Here is a 19,262-nt window from a genome sequence, read left to right as displayed (position 1 = left end):
TTTAATCCTGCCCCGCGCCTGAACAACAAGAGGAATCCAATGATCGAGGATCTGGGAGTACGTAACCCGTCGGCCGGTTTGGCCCTGTGTGGCCTGACTGGCACCGGCGCAGTGCGCTACAATACCGGCGAAGCCGAACTGGTCGAACTCGCCGTGGCGCGAGGCGAAGCGACCCTGACGGCACATGGCGCGCTCAGGGCACTGACCGGCCAGCATACCGGCCGTTCGGCCAAGGACAAATATGTGGTCCGCGATGCCGCCACCACCGACCAGATCTGGTGGGACAACAACAAGGAAATGTCGACCGACGCCTTTGACGTGCTTCACGCCGATATGGTCGCTCACGCCAAGGGGCGTGAGTTGTTCGTTCAGGACCTGATTGGCGGGGCCGACAGCGCCAATGCACTCAACTCGCGGATTATCACCGAATTTGCCTGGCATGCGCTGTTCATTCGCAACCTGCTGATCCGGCCGGACCGCGCGACGCTTGATACCTACATGCCGGAACTGACGATCATCAACCTTCCATCGTTCCGCGCCGACCCGGCGCGCCATGGCTGCCGCAACGAGACCGTGATCGCGGTGAATCTGAGCAAGGGGCTGGTGCTGATCGGCGGCACTTCCTATGCCGGCGAAATGAAGAAGGCAGTGTTTACGGTGCTGAACTACCTGCTGCCGGCCAAGAGCGTGATGCCGATGCATTGCTCGGCCAATGTCGGCCCCAAAGGCGACACGGCGGTATTTTTCGGCCTGTCGGGTACCGGTAAAACAACCCTGTCGGCCGACCCCAAGCGCACCCTGATCGGCGATGACGAACATGGCTGGGGCGAAGACGGGATCTTCAACTTCGAAGGCGGCTGCTACGCCAAGACCATCCGGCTGTCGCGTGAAGCGGAACCGGAAATCTTCGGCACCACCGAACGATTTGGCACGGTCCTCGAGAATGTTGTGCTGGATGAACATCGGGTCCCCGATTTCGATGATCAGTCCCTGACCGAAAACACCCGTTGCGCCTACCCGCTGCATTTCATCCCCAACGCCAGCGACAGCGGCCGCTCGGGTCATCCGCACAACATCATCATGCTGACGGCGGACGCCTTTGGCGTGATGCCTCCAATCGCCAAGCTGACACCGGAACAGGCGATGTACCACTTCCTGTCGGGCTACACCGCCAAGGTTGCCGGCACGGAAAAGGGCGTCACAGAGCCGGAAGCAACGTTTTCAACCTGCTTTGGTGCCCCCTTCATGCCGCGTCATCCATCGGAATATGGCAATCTGCTGCGCAAGCTGATCAATGATCACCAGGTCAGCTGCTGGCTGGTCAATACCGGCTGGACCGGTGGTGCCTATGGCGAAGGGACACGGATGCCGATCAAGGCAACCCGGGCGCTGCTCAGTGCGGCACTCGACGGAACGCTGGAAGATGCGGACTACCGGGTTGATCCGAATTTCGGGTTTGCGGTGCCGGTTGCGGTCGACGGTGTCGACAGCGCCATTCTCGACCCGCGTTCTACCTGGGTCGACAAGGCCGCCTACGATGCCTCGGCGCAACGACTGGTCGGCATGTTCATCGACAATTTCGAGAAATTCGCTGCTCATGTCGACGGCTCAGTGCTCGATGCGGCACCCGGCCTGAAGGCCGCCGCCGAGTAAACCAGATCGTCACATGAAACGAACTTTGACCGGCCCCGTTGACCCAGCGGGGCCGGTCGCGCATTTTCTGCCAGCGCGCCACCGTCGCAGGAGATCCGTTTGATGGCCAAGACCACCGAGACCATTGCGCTGACGCTGCCGCGCAAGAGCGATGCGGAGATGCGCGCCGATGCGCAGGCCTTTTTCGAGCAGATGCAATCGCGCCGGACGGTGCGGGACTTTTCCGCAGATCCGGTGGATCCGGAAATCATCAGGCTGGCTGTCAGTACGGCTGGCACCGCACCATCGGGCGCCAACCAGCAACCTTGGCGCTTTGTCGCCATCAGCGATCCTGAAACCAAACGCGCCATCAGGCTGGCCGCGGAAGAGGAAGAGCGCGCGTTTTACAATGGCCGTGCCGGCGAGGAATGGCTCGATGCGCTGGCGGCATTGGGGACCGATCCCGAAAAGCCGTTTCTGGAGACCGCTCCCTGGCTGATTGCGATCTTTGCGCAGCGCTGGGGCGTTGACGCGGATGGTCGCAAGATCAAGCACTATTATGTGCCTGAATCGGTCTCCATCGCCATCGGCCTGCTGATCGCCAGCCTGCATTCGGCAGGACTTGCCACCCTTACCCATACGCCATCGCCAATGGGCTTTCTCAACCAGATCTGTGGTCGGCCGGACAATGAGAAGCCACTTATTCTGCTGGTTGTCGGTCATCCGGCCGAAAATTCCCGTGTGCCAGCCATCAGCCGCAAGGACATCGACGACATCCTGTTCTGGAAGACCGAACCATGAGCACCGACCCGTTGCATGGCGCACGCGGCATTGTCATTGCCGGCTGGGAACTCAGTGAAAGCTTCATCCGGGCGTCGGGCCCGGGCGGCCAGAACGTCAACAAGGTGGCGACCGCGGTGCAGTTGCGGTTCGACATTCGCAATTCGCCCTCCTTGCCGGAGCGGGTCAAGAAGAACGCACTGAAGCTTGGCGGCAGCCGTGTCTCCAAGGATGGCGTGATCATCATCGAGGCAAATCGCTTCCGCACCCAGGAGCGCAACCGCGCCGACGCGCGCGAGCGGCTGATCGAACTGATTGACCAAGCTTCGGAGCCACCACCGCCGCCGCGACGAAAAACCCGGCCGACCAGAGGCTCTGTGGAGCGGCGCCTGGCAGCAAAATCCGGTCGTTCGCAGATCAAGAAAGCCCGCGGCAAGGTCGAAGATGATTGATTGCGGGCTGCGAGATCACATGAGGATCATAGCCCGCTCAGTTTTTAGGGCAGGTCCGGAGCATTTTTGGAAAGAGTGCCTGCCAAATGGTGGTGGCTGATCAGGCGGGTTGTCGCAAGCCGTGGCTCAGCCGTCGGGCACTTTCAACGGCGGCGTCGCCATAGAGCGACCAGCTTTGGGTCAATCCCTCAATGATCAACGTCAGATCAACTTCGCGTCCGGGCAAGCCGGTGGCAACGGCTGCGCGTTCAGCCACTTCCATCTTGTGCCGCTGCAAAAGCGCGCGCAACGCCTGGTCATGCGGGGCAGCAGCAACGGCTGCGTGAAACAGGCAACCATGGGATGCCTCGCGCCGCATCCATTCGGCGACCCGATCAAAGATCGAGGACAGCGCCAGCTCTGCATCGGCGGGCAGTTCGGTAAACACCTGTGCGATGTAACGCTGGTGCCGATGCTCAAGTGCCATGCGCACCATCTGCTCGCGCGACGGGGTGTATTTATAGAGCGTGCGCAGGCTGACACCGGCGGCATCCCTGAGGTCCTCGACACTGGGTTCGGCAAAGCCGTGTTCGGCAAATGCCCGCTCCAGGCCGGCGGCTATTTTCTGCTGCATATCATTCATGCTTGACGATGTAGAATGATCCCTCTACCTACGCAAGTAGAATGAACGTTCTACACAGGAGACCGGTATGACACTTCCCGAAACAATGCGCGGCATGATTCTCTCCGGCCATGGCGGCCTGGAAAAACTGGAATGGCGCGAGGACCTGCCGGTGCCGGTGCCTGGTGCCGGCGAAGTGTTGATCCGGATTGGCGCGTCGGCGGTCAACAACACCGATATCAACACCCGCATCGGCTGATATTCCAAGAGCGTGCGCAGCGACACCGCCTCGGGCGCAGCCAAGGGATATGCGACAGAAACCGGCGAGGACGGCAGTTGGTCGGGCACGCCGCTGACGTTTCCGCGGATCCAGGGGGCTGATTGCTGCGGGCGGATCGTCGCCGTGGGAAACGGCGTTGACGTGGGCCGGGTGGGAGAACGGGTTCTGGTGCGACCGATGCAGCCCCGCTCGAGCGCCGGCGAGGAACCAGCGACAGTAACCTTCGGGTCCGAATGTAATGGCGGCTTTGCCGACTATACGGTGACCGGTTCGAGCGACGCGATTCGGGTGGAATCCGGGCTCAGCGATGTCGAGCTGGCGAGTTTTCCCTGCGCCTTCTCGACCGCCGAAGGCATGATCCAGCGATGCCGGCTGGGGGCGGAAAGGGTGCTGATCACCGGGGCCTCCGGCGGGGTCGGCTCGGCGGCGATCCAGCTCGCCAAACGGCGCGGTGCCCATGTCACGGCGCTGACCACGGCAGCCAAGGCGGAGGAATTGAGGGCTTTGGGCGCCGATCAAACCCTGGACCGCGATGCGCCGCTGCCCGGCTATGGATTTGACGTGGTGCTTGATCTGGTCGGTGGGCCGCGCTGGCCGGACCTGATCGACAGCCTGCGCAATGGCGGTCGCTACGTGACTTCCGGCGCGATCGCCGGGCCGATTGTCGAACTGGACCTGCGAACGCTGTATCTTCGCGACCTGTCGCTGCTGGGCAGCACCCATCAACCGGCCAATGTGTTTACCGATCTGGTCAGCTATATCGAGGCCGGCGACATCCACCCGGTGCTGGCGGCCACCTATCCGCTTGCCGAATTGCGCGCCGCGCAGACAGCGTTCGCCGGCAAGACCCATGTCGGCAAGATCGGCATCACGGTGGCCGACTAAATCCAGCCGGACGCGATCAAATGAACCGATAAAAGTTTCGGCGGAGCTTTCTGTCGAGCACGCGTTTTCCATGGTGTTCCAAGCCAGATCTCTTTGCCGGAGGTGCTTGCAGTGGACGCGGAAAGGCTGTCACAGACCCTACCCCGCCGGGCGCAAGACCGGCGGGAACAGTTTTTATAGAGCTTTCAGTTGGTAGTTTGCGCGCAAATGCCTATGTTCTGAACTACCAATCACGGAGACGAGTACTTATGGGCATTTTTGATTTCATCAAATCGGCAGGCAAGAAAATCGGAATCGGCGGCGATGACGACGCCCCGGACGCAGATGCAGTCAAGAAGGAACTGGATTCGCACAAGCTCGGCACCGACAAGGTCGAAGTCCGGGTTGATGGCGACAAGGTGGTGCTTTCGGGAGTCGTCGAGGACCAGTCGATCTTTGAAAAAGCCATCGTTGCCGTCGGCAATACGCTCGGCATTTCCAAGGTCGAGGCGGCGGAACTCTCGGTGGTCGTTCCGGATTCGGGGCTGACGCTGGCTTCAGCCGACATGACCGATCTGGTCAAGGCATCGACACCGGCCAAGCAGCCGCGTTTTCACACCGTGGAAAAGGGCGATAATCTCTGGAAAGTCGCCGAAGCAGCCTACGGCAAGGGCAAGGGCTCGAAATACACGGTGATCTTCGAAGCCAACACGCCGATGCTGTCGCATCCCGACAAGATCTATCCGGGCCAGGTGCTGCGCATCCCCGATATCGAAACCGCCTGACACGCCAGATCGAACGACAAGGCCGGACATGCTGGTTCTACCCAAGGGACTGCGCCACATTCCCGACCATATCGATCGCGCCGGGCAACAGGCCTTGCTCGAGGAAATCCGGGCGGTGGTGCGGCAAGCGCCGCTCTACCGCCCGGAAATGCCCCGCAGCGGCAAACCGTTCAGCGTGCGCATGTCCAATTGCGGCGATCTCGGCTGGGTCGCCGACCGCAATGGCTACCGCTATCAGACCCGCCATCCGGTCACGGATGCGCCCTGGCCGCCGATTCCGCAGCTACTACTCGACATGTGGCGGGAACTGACCGGCGATCCGCGCCCACCGCAAGCCTGTCTGATCAATTACTACGACACCTCTGCCCGCATGGGGCTGCACCAGGATCGCGACGAAAACGATCTGTCGGCGCCAGTGCTGTCAGTATCGCTGGGTGATTCCTGCCTGTTCCGGTTCGGCGGCACCGAACGGACGCAGCCGACCAAATCATTCCGGCTGGAAAGCGGCGATATCGTTGTTCTGGGTGGTGAAAGCCGGCTGATCTTTCACGGTGTCGACCGGATCCATCCGATGACATCGACACTGCTTGCCGATGGTGGCCGGATCAATCTGACATTGCGGCGGGTCGGCGACCGCTAAAGCTTTCTGAGCGCCACCTGCCTGATCAGATGATCGGGTCCCTTGCCCAGGATCAGATCGGCGCGTGGGCGGGTCGGCAGAATGTTCTGCCGCAAATTCTTCAGGTTGATGTTTTCCCAGAGGCTTTCGGCAATGGCGCGGGCGGCGTCCTCGCCGATGGCGGAATAGCGATGGAAGAAAGAATCCGGATCCTTGAACGCGGTCTGACGCAAGTTCATGAAACGGTCGACGTACCATCTGTGGATGTCGGCCTCCTCGGCGTCGATATAGATCGAAAAATCAAAAAAATCGGAGACGAAAGGAATGATCTTGCCGTCTTCGGGCAGATCGCGCACCTGCAACACGTTGATACCTTCGAAAATCAGGATGTCGGGACGGTCGATAACCTGGTATTCGCCCGGCAGCACATCATAGGTCAGATGCGAATAGCACCGGGCCCGGACATTGTGCTGGCCGGCCTTGATGTCGGATAAGAACCGCAGCACCGCGGCGACATCATAGCTTTCCGGAAACCCCTTGCGGTCCATCAGATTTTCGCGGCGGAGGATTTCGTTGGGGTAGAGAAAACCGTCAGTGGTAACCAGATCGACCTTCGGGCTCGAAGGCCAACGCGCCAGCAATTCGGCCAGGACACGGGCGGTAGTGGACTTGCCGACCGCCACCGATCCGGCGATGCCGATGATGAACGGGGTCTTGGCGACATCCGAGAGATTGAGAAACTTCTTGCGCTGCTCAAACAGCAATTGCGAAGATTCAACATGGGCGGACAAAAGCCGCGACAGCGACAGATAGATCTGTCGCACCTCGTCAAGATCCACCGGATCATTGAGCGAACGCAGCCGGCGAACCTCGTCCTCGCTCAGCGTCAGCGGCGTATCGGCGCGGAACTCCGCCCATTTGTCGGCGGTAAAGAACCGGTAGGGGGAAAAATCGTCGCCTGAAAAATGGTCCAGGGCGCGTGGCTGACCGTCGGACTGATCCATGATCACTCCGCCCTGCGCCCGGCCTTCTCAGCCAGACCGGATTGGGATGTCCGCCGCTCCAGCTCCGCCATGATGTCACCCAGCGGAATATCGGCGATGCGCAGCACCACCATGAGATGGTAAAGCAGATCGGCGGTTTCGGCGACCAGCTCTTCGCGCCCCTGGGCGGTGGCGGCGATGACTGTTTCCACCGCTTCCTCGCCCAGCTTCTTGGCTGCCCTTTGCATGCCGGCAGCCACCAGTTTCGCGGTCCAGGACTGGTCCGGATCGGCGGCGGCCCGGGCGGCAACAATCCGCTCAAGATCGGCGAGATTGAAATCGGTCATGGCAGATGGTTCCCTTCTCAGGCCTGTTCAGACCATGCGCATATCAAGTCCGGCATCAGCCATATACTGCTTGGCCTCGCCGATCGTATAGGTTCCGAAATGGAAAATCGAGGCGGCAAGTACGGCCGTGGCGTGGCCGTCGCGGATTCCCTCGACCAGATGTTCAAGCGTACCGACGCCGCCGGAGGCGATTACCGGCACCCGAACCGCATCAGCGATGGTGCGGGTCAGTGCGAGATCATAGCCGCCCTTGGTGCCATCCCGATCCATCGAGGTCAGCAGCAACTCGCCAGCGCCGCGCTCCACCATCTGCTCGGCAAACACAACGGCGTCGATGCCGGTTGGTTCCCGGCCACCATGGGTGAAGATTTCCCAACGGTCGGCCTCACCCGGTGCAGAGACCTTTTTCGAGTCGATCGAGACGACGATGCACTGGTTGCCGAACTTGTCGGCTGCCTCGGCGACAAAATCCGGGTTTTTGACCGCGGCGGAGTTGATCGAGACCTTGTCGGCGCCCGAGAGCAGCAGCTTGCGAATATCGGCTACCGTGCGGACACCGCCGCCAACCGTCAGCGGCATGAAGCAGTGCTCGGCGGTTTGCGCGACGACATCGAAAATGGTTTCGCGGTTGTCGGACGAAGCAGTGATATCGAGAAAGCAAAGCTCGTCGGCGCCGGCCGCATCATAAGCCTTGGCTGCCTCAACCGGATCACCGGCATCGATCAGGTCAACAAAATTGACACCTTTGACGACGCGGCCGTCTTTCACATCCAAACAGGGGATGACACGGGATTTCAGGGTCATGAGCGGTTCCCTTGCTCGAATTGCGCGGGCTCCACGGTGAGCGATCCGTTGAGTACCGCCAGCGCCTGGGCCGGATCGATGCGGCCATCATAGAGCGCACGGCCGGAGATCGCGCCCTCAAGCCGGGCGGCGTCAGGCATTTTCATGCGGACAATGTCGGCAAGCGAGGCAAGACCACCCGAGGCAATGACCGGGATCGACACCGCATCGGCGAGTTCGATGGTCGATTGCCAGTTGATGCCGGCGAGGATGCCATCGCGATCAATGTCGGTGTAGATGATCGCCGCCACGCCGGCGCCCTCGAAACGCCGAGCCAACTCGATGACGCCGAGTTCGGAAGCCTCGGCCCAGCCTTCGACCGCCACCTTGCCGCCCTTGGCGTCGATGCCAACGGCGACACGGCCGGGAAACAGCTTGCAGGCCTCACGCACCAGATCGGGATTTCGGACCGCAATGGTGCCGAGAATGACCCGGGCGAGGCCCTTTTCCAGCCAGGCTTCAATATGCGCCAGCGTGCGGATACCACCGCCGAGCTGCACCGGGTTTTTGGTCGCCTTGAGAATTGCCTCGACTGCGGAGCCATTGACCGACTGACCTTCGAAAGCGCCGTTGAGATCGACCACATGCAGCCATTCAAAACCCTGGTTCTCGAAGGCCAGGGCCTGGGCCGCGGGGTTCTCGTTGTAGATCGTGGCTGAGTCCATTTCGCCCAGCTTGAGCCGAACACACTGGCCGTCTTTGAGATCGATGGCGGGAAACAGGATCATGTCAGGGCTTCCATTTGAGGAAATTGGCGATCAGCGCCAGACCCAGCGTCTGGCTCTTTTCCGGGTGAAACTGGGTGCCGGCCTTGTTGTCATGAACGACAGCGGCGGTCACCGTGCCGCCATAGTCGGTTGTCGCCAGCACATCACCGGGATTGTTTGCCGCCAAATGATAGGAGTGCACGAAATAGGCGTGCAGTCCGCCAGGCCCGGTCGGGATACCGTCAAACAACGGGTGCTCAGCCTTGAGATCGAGTGTATTCCAACCGATTTGCGGAATCTTCAAAGCCGGATTCGATGGCTTGATCTCGACCACGTCGCCGGCAATCCAGCCAAATCCCTCGGTCACCGTCTTTTCCAGCCCGCGGCTCGACATCAGCTGCATGCCGACGCAAATGCCGAGAAACGGCCGCGCCTTGTCCTCCACCGCATGACGCAGGGCGGCGTTCATGCCGTCGATGGCATCAAGCCCAGTGCGGCAATCGGCATAAGCGCCAACGCCCGGCAATACCACCCGGTCGGCGCCAGCGACAACATCCGCTTCGGCGCTCAAAATGACCTGTGCCGTGACGCCAGCTTCGCGCGCGGCGCGCTCGAATGCCTTGACCGCGGAGCGCAGATTGCCCGACCCGTAATCTACAATGACCACCCGCATAGCACTCATGTCCTTTCAACCGGCACAAGGCCAATGGCGCCCTCAGCGCCTGCTTCCATCCGCCCAGCCTTAAACACAGGTTGCGGGCGGCGGGGTTGTTCAGCCGTTTGCCCGGCCCGGGCGGCATGGATATCGAATGCAGTTTCAGCGTCACCGGCCTCGACCAGATCGGCAAAGCGCCAACCGCGCCGCAGCAAGGCCGCGGCGCGCCAGTTGCGCCCTTCGAGACCGGTGATCAGTGAAACTGCCAGCCCAAGAACCAGGCCGGGCCAATAGAAAGCGTCGCTGGCAATCATCAGTACAGACGCGAAAAGCACCACGATGGCCGACAGCGCTTCCAGCCACAGCCGATTGAACAACAGCCAGAACACCGGAAACGCGAAGGCCAGTGGCGCGAAGCTGTCGTTTAGAACCACCGACCCCTCATCGGGAACCGGCGCGCCTGGCCTGGCAAAAACAAGATAGGTACTCATCAATTTTCCCCGTTCAGGCGCAAGCCCGAAAGCTCAGGCCAACGACCCCTTGGTCGACGGAATACGGTCTTTCTGCCGCGGATCGATCTCGCAGGCGGTGCGCAACACGCGGGCCACTGCCTTGAAGCAGGTCTCGGCGATATGGTGATTATTGGCGCCATAGAGATTGGTCACATGCAGGGTGATGCCGCCATGCTGGGCCAGCGCCTGGAAAAATTCGCGCACCAGTTCGGTGTCAAAAGTCCCGATCTTGGGTGCGGAGAAATTGACATCCCAGACCAGAAATGGCCGGCCGGAAATATCAATGGCGGCGCGGGTCAGGGTTTCGTCCATCGCCAGGTCCAGCGAGGCATAACGACAGATACCCTTGCGGTCCCCAAGCGCCTTTGCCAGCGCCTGGCCGATGGCGATGCCGGCATCCTCGACGGTGTGGTGATCATCAATGTGCAAATCGCCCTTGGCGCTGACATCAAGATCAATCAGCGAGTGGCGCGAGAGCTGCTCGAGCATGTGATCGAAAAATCCGACCCCGGTCGCAATCGATCCGGCGCCGGTTCCATCCACACGGACGGATACGGAAATGTCGGTTTCATTGGTTTTGCGGGCAACAGAAGCGGTGCGCGCGGTCTCGGTACTGGCCATCTGGCATCTCCGGGAAATGGGATCGGCGCTCAATACCAGCCCGCGCGGCAAATATCCAGAACGGCTTTCGAAGGGTACTGCCCGGCACCGCGCCGTATTTGCAATCGTTCGCCGGACGCTTACATACAGCAAAGCTTTGGAATTTACGGCCAGGTGTGCCGTTAGAAGGAAAGGACGCCCGATGAGCGAGCACAATCCGTTTGGCCAGATGCATGCGACCACGATTATCACCGTGCGCAAAGGGCAGCAGGTGGTGATGGCCGGCGACGGCCAGGTCAGCCTTGGCCAGACCGTGATGAAGGGCAACGCCCGAAAGGTCCGCCGCATCGGTAAGGACAACAATGTGATTGCCGGCTTTGCCGGCGCCACCGCCGACGCGTTCACGCTGCTGGAGCGGCTTGAAGCCAAGCTGGAGCAATATCCCGACCAGCTGACTCGCGCTGCCGTCGAGCTAGCCAAGGACTGGCGCACCGACCGCTATTTGCGGCGGCTGGAGGCAATGATGCTGGTGGCCGACAAGACGGTGACGCTGGCGATCACCGGCAATGGCGATGTGCTGGAGCCCGAACACGGCACGATGGCAATCGGTTCCGGCGGCAATTTTGCCTATGCCGCAGCACGGGCACTGATGGACAGTGACCGGACCGCCGAGGAAATCGCCCGGCGTGCGATCGAAATCGCCGGTGATATCTGCGTCTATACCAACGGCAATATCGTGATCGAAACCCTTGATCTCGAATAGGCTGGTGCGCGTCGAGTTGCCGTGGCCGAGTGTTTCACGTGAATCGTTCGGCGAGGGCATCAATGCCAGATCATTCCTCAACCTGACGCCATCCGGCGAAAACACCGATAGCGAGACCTTCGCATGATTGATGACGTGACGCTTGATCGCGCAGTCAACGCCGGCATTCTTGATGCCGCGCAACGCGATGCCCTTCTGGCGATGGCGGGCCAGGGCCGCGACGGACAGACGCTTGAGGAAACCACCGCCCCCTCGGTCGATGACCAGATGCGGCTGGTTGGCGGCGGCAATGATATTTTTGTCACCGTCGGCGTCACGCTGTTGTTTGCCGGTGCGCTGTTTGCGCTCCGGTCGGTATTTGTCGAAGGCAACACGGCCATCGCCGTGGCCATCGCGCTCGGCAGCTGGGTGGTTGCTGAAATCGTTACCCGGCAAAAACGGATGCGGCTTTCAAGCACGCTGCTGGCGCTGATTTTCATGGCGGCGGCGCTGTCGCTGCTGATTGAAGCGGTGATGAACCGGGTCAACCTGCCCGGTGATCTCAATGCCTTTGCACTGCTGGCGCTCAGATCCGAAGCCGGTCCGGTGGGGCTTATCCTCGGTGGCGGCCTGATTGCTGCCGCGGGGCTTTATTTCTTCCGCTTCAAGGTGCCGATCCTGGCCGGTGTGGCCGCCATCGCCGCCACCGGGCTGGCGTTTCTGGGCGCCGTGGTTTTCTACCATGACCAAATGGTCAGCGGCGCAGTCGCTGCACCTTTGCCGGAACAGTTGGCCGACATCCTCGCCAATGCGCTGGCGGTGCCGCTGGTCTGCGGACTGGCAATATTTCTGGTCGCGGTCTGGCTTGATCTGCGCGACCGTGAACGCCAGACGGTCTGGTCGGACTGCGCCTTCTGGCTGCACGTGGTGTCGGCGCCGCTGCTGGTGCATCCGCTGTTCATTCTCGCCACCGGCCAGGAAGTGCTTTCGGGCCAGATCGAACCGGGCCTCAGCGCCAGCGTTCTGCTGGGGCTGATGATGGCCGTGTTCGTGCTGGTGGCACTGGCAATCGACCGGCGCTCGCTGCTGGCGCCAACGCTGGCCTATTTCGGCTCGGTGGGCATCTACTATCTGGTCAATGGCGCTGCCAACACCACCGGAATTCCACCGTTTGCCCTGATCCTGATTGCCATCGGCGCCATGGTGATCCTGTTCGGCGCAGGCTGGCAGCGGATCCGGCGCTTGATAATCCGACCAATTCTTCCCACATCCGTCCTCGACAGGCTTCCACCTATAAAGGCATAATCTTCACATGAGCAATTTTTCCCCCCGCGAAACCGTGACCGAGCTTGACCGATTCATCATCGGCCAGAACGACGCCAAGCGCGCCGTGGCGATTGCACTGAGAAACCGGTGGCGCCGGCAGCAACTGGATGGTCCGCTGCGCGAAGAAGTGATGCCCAAGAACATCCTGATGATCGGACCGACCGGCGTCGGCAAAACCGAGATTTCGCGGCGGCTGGCACGACTGGCGGGCGCACCGTTCATCAAGGTCGAGGCAACCAAATTCACCGAGGTCGGCTATGTCGGCCGTGACGTCGAGCAGATTATCCGTGATCTGGTTGAAGTCGGTATCACCCTGGTGCGCGAACGCAAGCGCGGCGAAGTGGAAGCCAAGGCACGGCTCAATGCCGAGGAGCGGGTGCTCGACGCGCTGGTCGGCGGAACTGCGTCGCCGGCGACGCGGGATTCGTTCCGCAAGAAATTGCGTGACGGACTGCTCGACGACAAGGAAATCGAGATCGAGGTGGCCGACACCGGAAACGGCATGCCGCAATTCGAATTGCCGGGGATGCAGGGCGGCAATATCGGCGTGCTGAATATCGGCGATCTGCTGGGCAAGGCGATGGGCGGGCGCACCCGCAAGATCAAGACCACCGTAAGCGAATCCTATGCCACCCTGATCAACGATGAATCCGACAAGCTTCTCGACATGGATCAGATCCACCAGGAAGCGGTAAAATCAGCCGAGGACGACGGCATCGTTTTCCTTGACGAGATCGACAAGATCGCCACCCGCGAAGGCGGCATCGGTGCCGGTGTCTCCCGCGAAGGCGTGCAGCGCGACCTGCTGCCGCTGGTCGAAGGCACCACGGTGGCGACCAAATACGGACCGGTGAAGACCGATCACATTTTGTTTATCGCGTCGGGCGCTTTCCATGTCTCGAAACCTTCCGACCTGCTGCCTGAGCTCCAGGGCCGGTTGCCGATCCGGGTGGAACTCAGGGCGTTGGACAAGGACGACTTCCGCCGCATCCTGACCGAAACCGAGGCCAGCCTGATCAAGCAATATGTGGCATTGATGGCCACCGAGGACATGACGCTGGTCTTTACCGAGGATGCCATCGACGCGCTGGCCGAGGTCGCCGTGCACCTCAACAGCAGCATCGAGAATATCGGCGCGCGGCGTTTGCAAACGGTGATGGAGCGGGTTCTCGACGAGATTTCTTTCACCGCGCCGGATCAGCCGGGCTCGACAATCACGATTGATTCAGACTATGTCCGGGAGCACGTTGGCGACCTTGCCCAGAATACCGATCTGTCGCGGTTCATTCTGTAACCGGCGATAAAATTCGGTTCCTCGCGGCCATGATGTCGGCCAGTCAAGCCGCAGCGATGTGGCGCAACCTGAAGATGGCGCCACCAAAGAGGATCACGATGGGACCCAGTTTCAAGCTCAAGACAATGGTTGCGATGTCGATCGCGCTTGTCATGAGCTTGACGCCGGCCGTGCAGGCGGTTGCTGCTGATCTGGTGCCGCCTGGCAACCGCAGCGCCGAACAGCCCCCCATTCCCGGGGCATCGAAACGCCGTACGAAGGCAACCAAATCGAGCTTTGACGCAAAATATGAGAAAATCCGCGATCTGATCGCCGGCGACAGCAAGCTCAAATCGAAAATCCGCAAGGTGTCGGCGCTCTACAAGATCGATCCGATCCATATTGTCGGTGCGCTTGTGGGCGAGCACACCTACAATGTCGACGCCTATGACCGATTGCAGACCTATTACATCAAGGCAGTCTCCTATGCCGGCGAGCGGTTCCGTTTCGAGCATGATGGCGAGAGTGTCGTCACTTTCGTCAAGCGGCCGGAATTTGATGACTGCAAGGAAGCCTCGGGCTCGGCGGAAGTCTGGACCTGCCGCGAGGAGGTTTGGGAAAACCACTTTCGGGGCAAGACCGTCGGCGGCAAATCGTTTCCCAACGACCGTTTCGGGGCAGTGTTCTTCCAGCCATTCTACGCCGGCCAGACCTTTGGCCTCGGCCAGCTCAATCCGCTGACAGCGTTGGTCCACAGCGACCGCGTCAACAAGGTGTCGCGATTGAGAAAGCTCAGCGCGGGTAACGCCGCCCAGGTCTATGAGGCGATCATGGAGCCGGATTCAACGCTTGCCTATATGGCTGCATCGATTGCCGAATCGATCGACAATTACCGCGACATCGCCGGTTTCGACATTTCCAAAAATCCCGGCGTGACGGCGACGCTCTACAATGTCGGCAATGCTGCCCGCCGCGCCGCGGAACTCGCCGAAGAAAACCAGAAGCGCAAGAGCCGGGGCCAGGAACCGCTGTTGCCGCGCGAAAACTATTATGGCTGGCTGGTCAACGACCATGAACAGGAGCTACGCGAGATCATCGCCGATTAGCGCCGTCTCGCGCACTGGCGCTTGCAAATTTTCGGATTTTTCAATTAACGCGGCAGCTTGTCGCCCCGACCGGGCGGGATCGGCTGCACCGGACGCGGGTTGTCCCCGTCAGTCTCTCCGGTTTCGATCAATTTGCCAATCTGTTCCAGCGTGTCGGCGTCGAGCCGAGAAATGGCTGCGGCCAGTCGGTTGGCAACCTCGGTGGCTTTCGGTGTCAGCCCGGCGGTATCGATGGTTACTTTCGGCCGCGACAGCCCGCTAAGCGCCTGCAGTTCCTCGGCCTCGTCCCAGATGATGTTGAAATAGCCGATCACCCGCTGGACAAATTGCCAGCTCGGTTCGGAGCGCTGGCCATGCTCGAGCGCCGACAGATAGGCCGGAGACACGCCAATGGCCTTGGCCATCTCGCGCTGGGTCACGCCGCGCTCGGCGCGCAGCCGACGAAGGGCTTCACCAAACGGGGTCATCACGGCTTCTCCCGGATGCGGCGCAGCCTGATGTAGAGAGCGCCTTCGCCACCATGGCCGCGCGCCGCATCCTCATATCCGGAAATAAGAAACCGGAATTCCGGCTTGGTCAGCCATTCGGGCACGTGCCGTTTGAGCACACCGGCGCCGCCGCGGGACGTGCCCTTGCCGGTGATCACCAGCACATGGCGAAGGCCACGCTCATGGGCGCGGGCCAGAAACCCCCAGAGAAGATTGTGGGCCTCACTCTGGGTCAGGCCATGAAGATCGATGCGACCATCGATCGGCAAGCGGCCGCGGGCCAGCTTGCGAACCACCGGCTGCTCGATCGGCTGAACCTTTGGCCGGGGCGCGGGTTGAAGCTTGCGCGGCATCTCCGGCCGGGCGGGTGGTGCGGGTTTATCTGGGCGCATGGCCTTGGGCTGCGGTGTTTCGACGGCAAACCAGTCGTCTCCCTCAACGCTCTTGCCGGGGAAGGCCTCAACGGTCCGGGCCACCTGCGCCCAGATTATCCGGTCTTCATGGCTGAGCTTGCGCTTGTCATCTTTCATGACCGGCCCGCCGCGCACATTGAGATCCGGCCGGCGCCAGCAGGGTGAATGACGCCTTGTTCCTGATGGCGCCCGCCTTGTCGCCAGCCACCGGCCCCGATCCGGCAAAAAGATCGCCGCGCGTCGCACCAACGATTGCGGTGCCGGTGTCCTGGGCTATCATCAGCCGCGCAAACGGCCGGTCGGCGTCAAAATCAGCCAGATCCGGCGCATTGATGAAAAAAGGTGTTCCGAAGGTATGTATATGCCGGTCAACGGCCAGCGACCGTCCCGGCTCAAGCGGCACCTTGGCGGCAGCCACCGGGCCAAGCCGCGGGTCATCGACATCAGCCTCGCGAAAGAAAATGAAAGAACGGTTTTGCCACATCAGTTGATCGGCGTGCTGCGGATTGGCAGCAAGCCACTGCCGGATCGCAGCCATTGAAATGTCGCTCGCGGCAATCTCGCCGCGTTCGACCAACAATCCGCCGATACCGGTAAAGGGGTGACCGCTCTTGGCGGCATAGGTGATTCGGCGGTTGCGGCCATTGGGAAAGGCGAGACGGGCGCAGCCCTGGACATGGGCAAAGAAAACGTCCGCGCGCGAGCCAGCCCAGGCGATCTCGAGACCCTGGCCGCCGAAGGCTCCCGTTTCGATGGCCTGCCGGTCCGGGCAGACACTGCCCTCGCCGTTCTGCTCGAGCATGAACGCATAGCCGTCGGGGATCCCTACCGGCGGATTGTCGGGATCCGACACCTTCACCAGGTTGTCGGGTTTGCGCAAAAACGGGAAAGCATGATCTGGATCGGCTGTCGCGGTGACTTCCAGCTCAGGCTCATAATAGCCGGTTACGAACCCAGCACCGTCATCAACATCAATTCTTACCGGGCGGAACCATTTTTCAAAGAAGGCGCGCGCCTCGCCTTCGGATACTAAGCCGGATTCGGTAGCCTGCAAGGTGAGTGCGGCATCATAAGCCGGCTTGAATCCTTCAGCGGAAAGGCCCAGCGCACCGGTCTTGTAGAGGCCATTTTGAGCAACATACCGGGCTGAACGGCAAAATGCTGCAAGGGCTGCGGCGGGCGCATCGTCTGCCCAACCGGGCAGCGATGCGAATTCTTCCCGCCGAAGCGACACATTCATTACTGATCAGCTTCCGTCGCGATCAGACGCCAGTTCGGATCCTTCGACCGTGTATCCCGGGAGAAAGTCCAGACATCATTGACATCGGTAACGTCGACCAGATCGCCTTCGATCACCTTGTCGTCCTTGTCGAGCGTCGCGGAAATCAGCTGGCTGATGATGCGCAGGGTGATATTGGCTTCCGTCCCCTTCATCTCGGCCTGGATGATGTTGGCCTTCTCGATGCCTACAAAGTTTGACCGGACGGTCTCACCACGGGCTTCGCGTTCATCGATGGCGGCAACAAAGCCGTCGAAGACCTCGCGCGACAACAAGCCCTTCAGCGCCTTGCGATCACCGTCAGCATAGGCCGAGACGATCATCTCGTAAGCCATGGTAGCGCCTCCGACGAACTCCTGAGGCGTAAACGACGGATCGGCGGTGACCACCTCGCGCAGACCCTCGTTGAGTTCACTGCCCGGTTCGGCATAGGCATCAACTGCAGCAAACATGTCCGGTTCGGCATTTTCCCGGCCGCGGCGGGGAAGTGTAACCACTTTCGGATCGTCCATTCCGCCTTCAGTGCCTGCCTGTTCACGGCGGGCCGTCTGCTCGCGCGGCGGGCGTTCGCTGCCGGTGCGCTTGCCAAGCACCGACCGCAGCTGGATGAAAATAATCACCGCCGCCACAAAAAAGAAGAACGTCACAAAATCAAAGGAACCCATTCCCGCCTTCTTTCGGTTTCATCATCGGTAAGGATGCATATAATGCCCCCGGGCCAATCAATCAAAGGGTTGTGGCATTCTATTTCATGCGGGCGGCAATCCTGACCCGGCATCAAGCTCGGAAACCTCTCTATGCGCTTCTCCCTGATCCCGTTTTTGCTTCTCGCCATACCGCTGGCCGAGATCGCCGCCTTTGTCGTCATCGGCGGCCAGATAGGGGTTTGGGCCACACTTGGCATGGTGCTTCTGACCGCCGTGGTCGGCAGCTTCCTGTTGCGCTGGCAGGGAATCGGGCTGTTCAATCGCATCAACTCGGAAATGCGTGCCAACCGGGTTCCCGGACGCGAACTGGTTCATGGCGTGATGCTGCTGGTGGCGGGCGTGCTGCTGCTGACGCCTGGTTTCGTCACTGATTCGCTGGGCTTTCTGCTGTTCGTCCCGGCTGTTCGCGACAGGGTGTGGCGACTGGTCAAGAACCGGGTCGTGGTTCAGACCATGAGCAGCGGCTTCAGTTCCGGGCCGCAAGGTGGACCGCGAACACCAGACGGCGTGGTCGATCTCGACGCCGACGAATATGAGCGTCAGCCGGGCAATTCACCCGGCAATGGCGACACCGACAGGCTGTCGGACCATCGCAGGAACGGCAAGGGCGGCGTAAACGGGTTGTAAGCTTTGTGACGAAATGCTAGCCCAAGCGCGAACAATTTACCGGAAAACCGCCCTGGCGGACGAAAGAATGGGAAAAGGCCACATGGCAAAGGATACTACCGGCACAAGCGGCGCCGCCGCAGGCGAGGCGAAGGGCAACGGCGAAGCGCCAACGCTCAATGTTCTGGCACAGTATGTGAAGGACCTGTCGTTTGAAAATCCGGGCGCGCCAAAATCGCTCGGACCGCGCGAGAAGGCACCGACCATCAACATCAACGTCAACGTCAACGCCAATCCACTGGGCGAGACTGAATTTGATGTGCTGCTGACCATGAACGCCGAAGCCAAGAGCGGCGATACCGTGGTGTTCAACGTCGAGCTGGTTTATGGCGGCGTGTTCCGGGTTGTTGGTTTTCCGCAAGAGCACATGCTGCCGCTGCTGTTCATTGAATGCCCGCGCATCCTGTTCCCGTTTGCCCGGCAGATCGTTGCCGACGCCACCCGCAACGGCGGTTTCCCGCCGCTGCTGGTCGATCCGATCGATTTTGCGCAGATGTTCCAGCAGCGCATGGCCGAAGAGCAGACCAAGGCGAAGATTGCTACTCCACCGGTCAACTAAACCTCGGAATTTCAAATCGGGAAAAGCCGCCTGCAGGCGGCTT

Annotated in this window: 26 protein-coding genes; 14 read left to right on the top strand and 12 right to left on the bottom strand. The window is 60.8% G+C overall.

The genetic code is table 11. The features are described 5' to 3' along the window. Positions 1-42: 42 nt before the first annotated feature. The 3 genes from ACK6D9_RS02590 (at position 43) to arfB (ending at position 2,864) form a co-directional block, all read left to right on the top strand. Complete coding sequence (locus ACK6D9_RS02590) at positions 43-1,653, top strand: phosphoenolpyruvate carboxykinase (protein WP_412051712.1); 1,611 nt, start codon at positions 43-45, stop codon at positions 1,651-1,653. 102 nt (positions 1,654-1,755) lie between these two features. Next, positions 1,756-2,433, top strand: coding sequence for a nitroreductase family protein (locus tag ACK6D9_RS02585; RefSeq protein ID WP_412050518.1), 678 nt, complete (start codon positions 1,756-1,758; stop codon positions 2,431-2,433). Then, positions 2,430-2,864 (top strand): alternative ribosome rescue aminoacyl-tRNA hydrolase ArfB, encoded by a 435-nt coding sequence (arfB, locus tag ACK6D9_RS02580; protein WP_322988205.1) that lies wholly within the window; start codon positions 2,430-2,432, stop codon positions 2,862-2,864. The genes ACK6D9_RS02585 and arfB overlap by 4 nt, the downstream gene beginning before the upstream one ends. 100 nt (positions 2,865-2,964) lie before the next feature. Here the strand turns inward: arfB and ACK6D9_RS02575 are convergent, their stop codons facing one another. Then, positions 2,965-3,486 carry a TetR/AcrR family transcriptional regulator gene (locus tag ACK6D9_RS02575; protein ID WP_412050517.1) on the bottom strand — a complete coding sequence of 174 codons (522 nt, stop codon included), beginning with the start codon at positions 3,484-3,486 and terminating at the stop codon, positions 2,965-2,967. Positions 3,487-3,553: 67 nt separating this feature from the next. On the opposite strand from ACK6D9_RS02575, the gene ACK6D9_RS02570 reads away from it, so the two are divergent. The 4 genes from ACK6D9_RS02570 (at position 3,554) to ACK6D9_RS02555 (ending at position 6,034) form a co-directional block, all read left to right on the top strand. Beyond that, on the top strand, positions 3,554-3,724 hold the full coding sequence (locus tag ACK6D9_RS02570) for a hypothetical protein (RefSeq protein WP_412050516.1): 171 nt from the start codon (positions 3,554-3,556) through the stop codon (positions 3,722-3,724). Between the two features lie 12 nt (positions 3,725-3,736). Next, on the top strand, positions 3,737-4,630 hold the full coding sequence (locus ACK6D9_RS02565) for a zinc-binding dehydrogenase (RefSeq protein ID WP_412050515.1): 894 nt from the start codon (positions 3,737-3,739) through the stop codon (positions 4,628-4,630). Positions 4,631-4,878: 248 nt separating this feature from the next. After that, a complete protein-coding gene (lysM, locus tag ACK6D9_RS02560; protein ID WP_322988202.1) occupies positions 4,879-5,394 on the top strand; it encodes a peptidoglycan-binding protein LysM in 516 nt (171 codons plus the stop codon). Positions 5,395-5,422: 28 nt separating this feature from the next. Then, the gene (locus tag ACK6D9_RS02555) at positions 5,423-6,034 is read left to right on the top strand and encodes an alpha-ketoglutarate-dependent dioxygenase AlkB family protein (RefSeq protein ID WP_412050514.1); all 612 of its coding nucleotides are present in this window, start codon (positions 5,423-5,425) and stop codon (positions 6,032-6,034) included. Here the strand turns inward: ACK6D9_RS02555 and coaA are convergent. Genes coaA through hisB form a run of 7 tightly spaced genes read right to left on the bottom strand, consistent with a single transcriptional unit; the run spans position 6,031 to position 10,681 of the window. Next, complete coding sequence (gene coaA / locus ACK6D9_RS02550; RefSeq protein ID WP_322988200.1) at positions 6,031-7,017, bottom strand: type I pantothenate kinase; 987 nt, start codon at positions 7,015-7,017, stop codon at positions 6,031-6,033. The genes ACK6D9_RS02555 and coaA overlap by 4 nt on opposite strands. Before the next feature lie 2 nt (positions 7,018-7,019). Continuing rightward, positions 7,020-7,343: a phosphoribosyl-ATP diphosphatase gene (locus tag ACK6D9_RS02545; protein WP_322988199.1), complete on the bottom strand. Its 324-nt coding sequence runs from the start codon at positions 7,341-7,343 to the stop codon at positions 7,020-7,022. A gap of 27 nt (positions 7,344-7,370) precedes the next feature. Next, complete coding sequence (gene hisF / locus ACK6D9_RS02540; RefSeq protein ID WP_267654587.1) at positions 7,371-8,147, bottom strand: imidazole glycerol phosphate synthase subunit HisF; 777 nt, start codon at positions 8,145-8,147, stop codon at positions 7,371-7,373. After that, the gene (hisA, locus tag ACK6D9_RS02535) at positions 8,144-8,914 is read right to left on the bottom strand and encodes a 1-(5-phosphoribosyl)-5-[(5-phosphoribosylamino)methylideneamino]imidazole-4-carboxamide isomerase (protein ID WP_412050513.1); all 771 of its coding nucleotides are present in this window, start codon (positions 8,912-8,914) and stop codon (positions 8,144-8,146) included. Before hisA ends, hisF begins: the two co-directional genes overlap by 4 nt. Before the next feature lies 1 nt (position 8,915). Beyond that, positions 8,916-9,566, bottom strand: coding sequence for an imidazole glycerol phosphate synthase subunit HisH (gene hisH / locus ACK6D9_RS02530; protein ID WP_412051711.1), 651 nt, complete (start codon positions 9,564-9,566; stop codon positions 8,916-8,918). Positions 9,567-9,571: 5 nt separating this feature from the next. Continuing rightward, positions 9,572-10,039 (bottom strand): DUF2628 domain-containing protein, encoded by a 468-nt coding sequence (locus tag ACK6D9_RS02525; protein WP_412050512.1) that lies wholly within the window; start codon positions 10,037-10,039, stop codon positions 9,572-9,574. Between the two features lie 33 nt (positions 10,040-10,072). Next, positions 10,073-10,681 carry an imidazoleglycerol-phosphate dehydratase HisB gene (hisB, locus tag ACK6D9_RS02520; RefSeq protein ID WP_412050511.1) on the bottom strand — a complete coding sequence of 203 codons (609 nt, stop codon included), beginning with the start codon at positions 10,679-10,681 and terminating at the stop codon, positions 10,073-10,075. A 181-nt stretch (positions 10,682-10,862) separates the two neighbouring features. Between hisB and hslV the strand changes: the two genes are divergently transcribed. The 5 genes from hslV (at position 10,863) to ACK6D9_RS02495 (ending at position 15,107) form a co-directional block, all read left to right on the top strand. Then, positions 10,863-11,423, top strand: a complete 561-nt coding sequence (hslV, locus tag ACK6D9_RS02515; RefSeq protein ID WP_322988194.1) for an ATP-dependent protease subunit HslV — start codon at positions 10,863-10,865, stop codon at positions 11,421-11,423. Next, positions 11,410-11,550, top strand: a complete 141-nt coding sequence (locus ACK6D9_RS02510) for a hypothetical protein (RefSeq protein WP_412050510.1) — start codon at positions 11,410-11,412, stop codon at positions 11,548-11,550. Before hslV ends, ACK6D9_RS02510 begins: the two co-directional genes overlap by 14 nt. Next, positions 11,547-12,707: a hypothetical protein gene (locus ACK6D9_RS02505; RefSeq protein ID WP_412050509.1), complete on the top strand. Its 1,161-nt coding sequence runs from the start codon at positions 11,547-11,549 to the stop codon at positions 12,705-12,707. The genes ACK6D9_RS02510 and ACK6D9_RS02505 overlap by 4 nt, the downstream gene beginning before the upstream one ends. 7 nt (positions 12,708-12,714) lie before the next feature. Continuing rightward, positions 12,715-14,022, top strand: coding sequence for an ATP-dependent protease ATPase subunit HslU (hslU, locus tag ACK6D9_RS02500; RefSeq protein ID WP_412050508.1), 1,308 nt, complete (start codon positions 12,715-12,717; stop codon positions 14,020-14,022). A gap of 98 nt (positions 14,023-14,120) precedes the next feature. After that, entirely contained in the window at positions 14,121-15,107 is a 987-nt protein-coding gene (locus tag ACK6D9_RS02495; RefSeq protein ID WP_412050507.1) for a DUF1402 family protein, read from the top strand. 44 nt (positions 15,108-15,151) lie between these two features. Here ACK6D9_RS02495 and ACK6D9_RS02490 read toward each other — a convergent pair whose 3' ends face one another. From ACK6D9_RS02490 to ACK6D9_RS02475, 4 genes are read right to left on the bottom strand one after another with little or no spacing between them, the layout of a single operon-like run. Next, positions 15,152-15,574: a helix-turn-helix domain-containing protein gene (locus tag ACK6D9_RS02490; RefSeq protein ID WP_412050506.1), complete on the bottom strand. Its 423-nt coding sequence runs from the start codon at positions 15,572-15,574 to the stop codon at positions 15,152-15,154. Further along, complete coding sequence (locus ACK6D9_RS02485; RefSeq protein WP_267654578.1) at positions 15,574-16,125, bottom strand: Smr/MutS family protein; 552 nt, start codon at positions 16,123-16,125, stop codon at positions 15,574-15,576. The genes ACK6D9_RS02490 and ACK6D9_RS02485 overlap by 1 nt, the downstream gene beginning before the upstream one ends. Then, positions 16,115-17,248: a murein transglycosylase A gene (locus ACK6D9_RS02480; RefSeq protein WP_412050505.1), complete on the bottom strand. Its 1,134-nt coding sequence runs from the start codon at positions 17,246-17,248 to the stop codon at positions 16,115-16,117. The genes ACK6D9_RS02485 and ACK6D9_RS02480 overlap by 11 nt, the downstream gene beginning before the upstream one ends. After that, the gene (locus ACK6D9_RS02475) at positions 17,248-17,952 is read right to left on the bottom strand and encodes a Tim44/TimA family putative adaptor protein (protein WP_322988188.1); all 705 of its coding nucleotides are present in this window, start codon (positions 17,950-17,952) and stop codon (positions 17,248-17,250) included. The genes ACK6D9_RS02480 and ACK6D9_RS02475 overlap by 1 nt, the downstream gene beginning before the upstream one ends. Positions 17,953-18,084: 132 nt before the next feature. On the opposite strand from ACK6D9_RS02475, the gene ACK6D9_RS02470 reads away from it, so the two are divergent. After that, positions 18,085-18,621 (top strand): FxsA family protein, encoded by a 537-nt coding sequence (locus tag ACK6D9_RS02470; protein ID WP_412050504.1) that lies wholly within the window; start codon positions 18,085-18,087, stop codon positions 18,619-18,621. 82 nt (positions 18,622-18,703) lie between these two features. Further along, a complete protein-coding gene (gene secB, locus ACK6D9_RS02465) occupies positions 18,704-19,219 on the top strand; it encodes a protein-export chaperone SecB (protein ID WP_322988186.1) in 516 nt (171 codons plus the stop codon). The last annotated feature ends 43 nt before the right edge of the window (positions 19,220-19,262 follow it).

This window comes from Hoeflea sp. Naph1 (genome assembly GCF_046837775.1).
Lineage (GTDB): Bacteria > Pseudomonadota > Alphaproteobacteria > Rhizobiales > Rhizobiaceae > Hoeflea.
The sequence above is the reverse complement of the archived record's forward strand: the minus strand, read 5'-3'. Positions and strand labels throughout refer to the sequence as shown.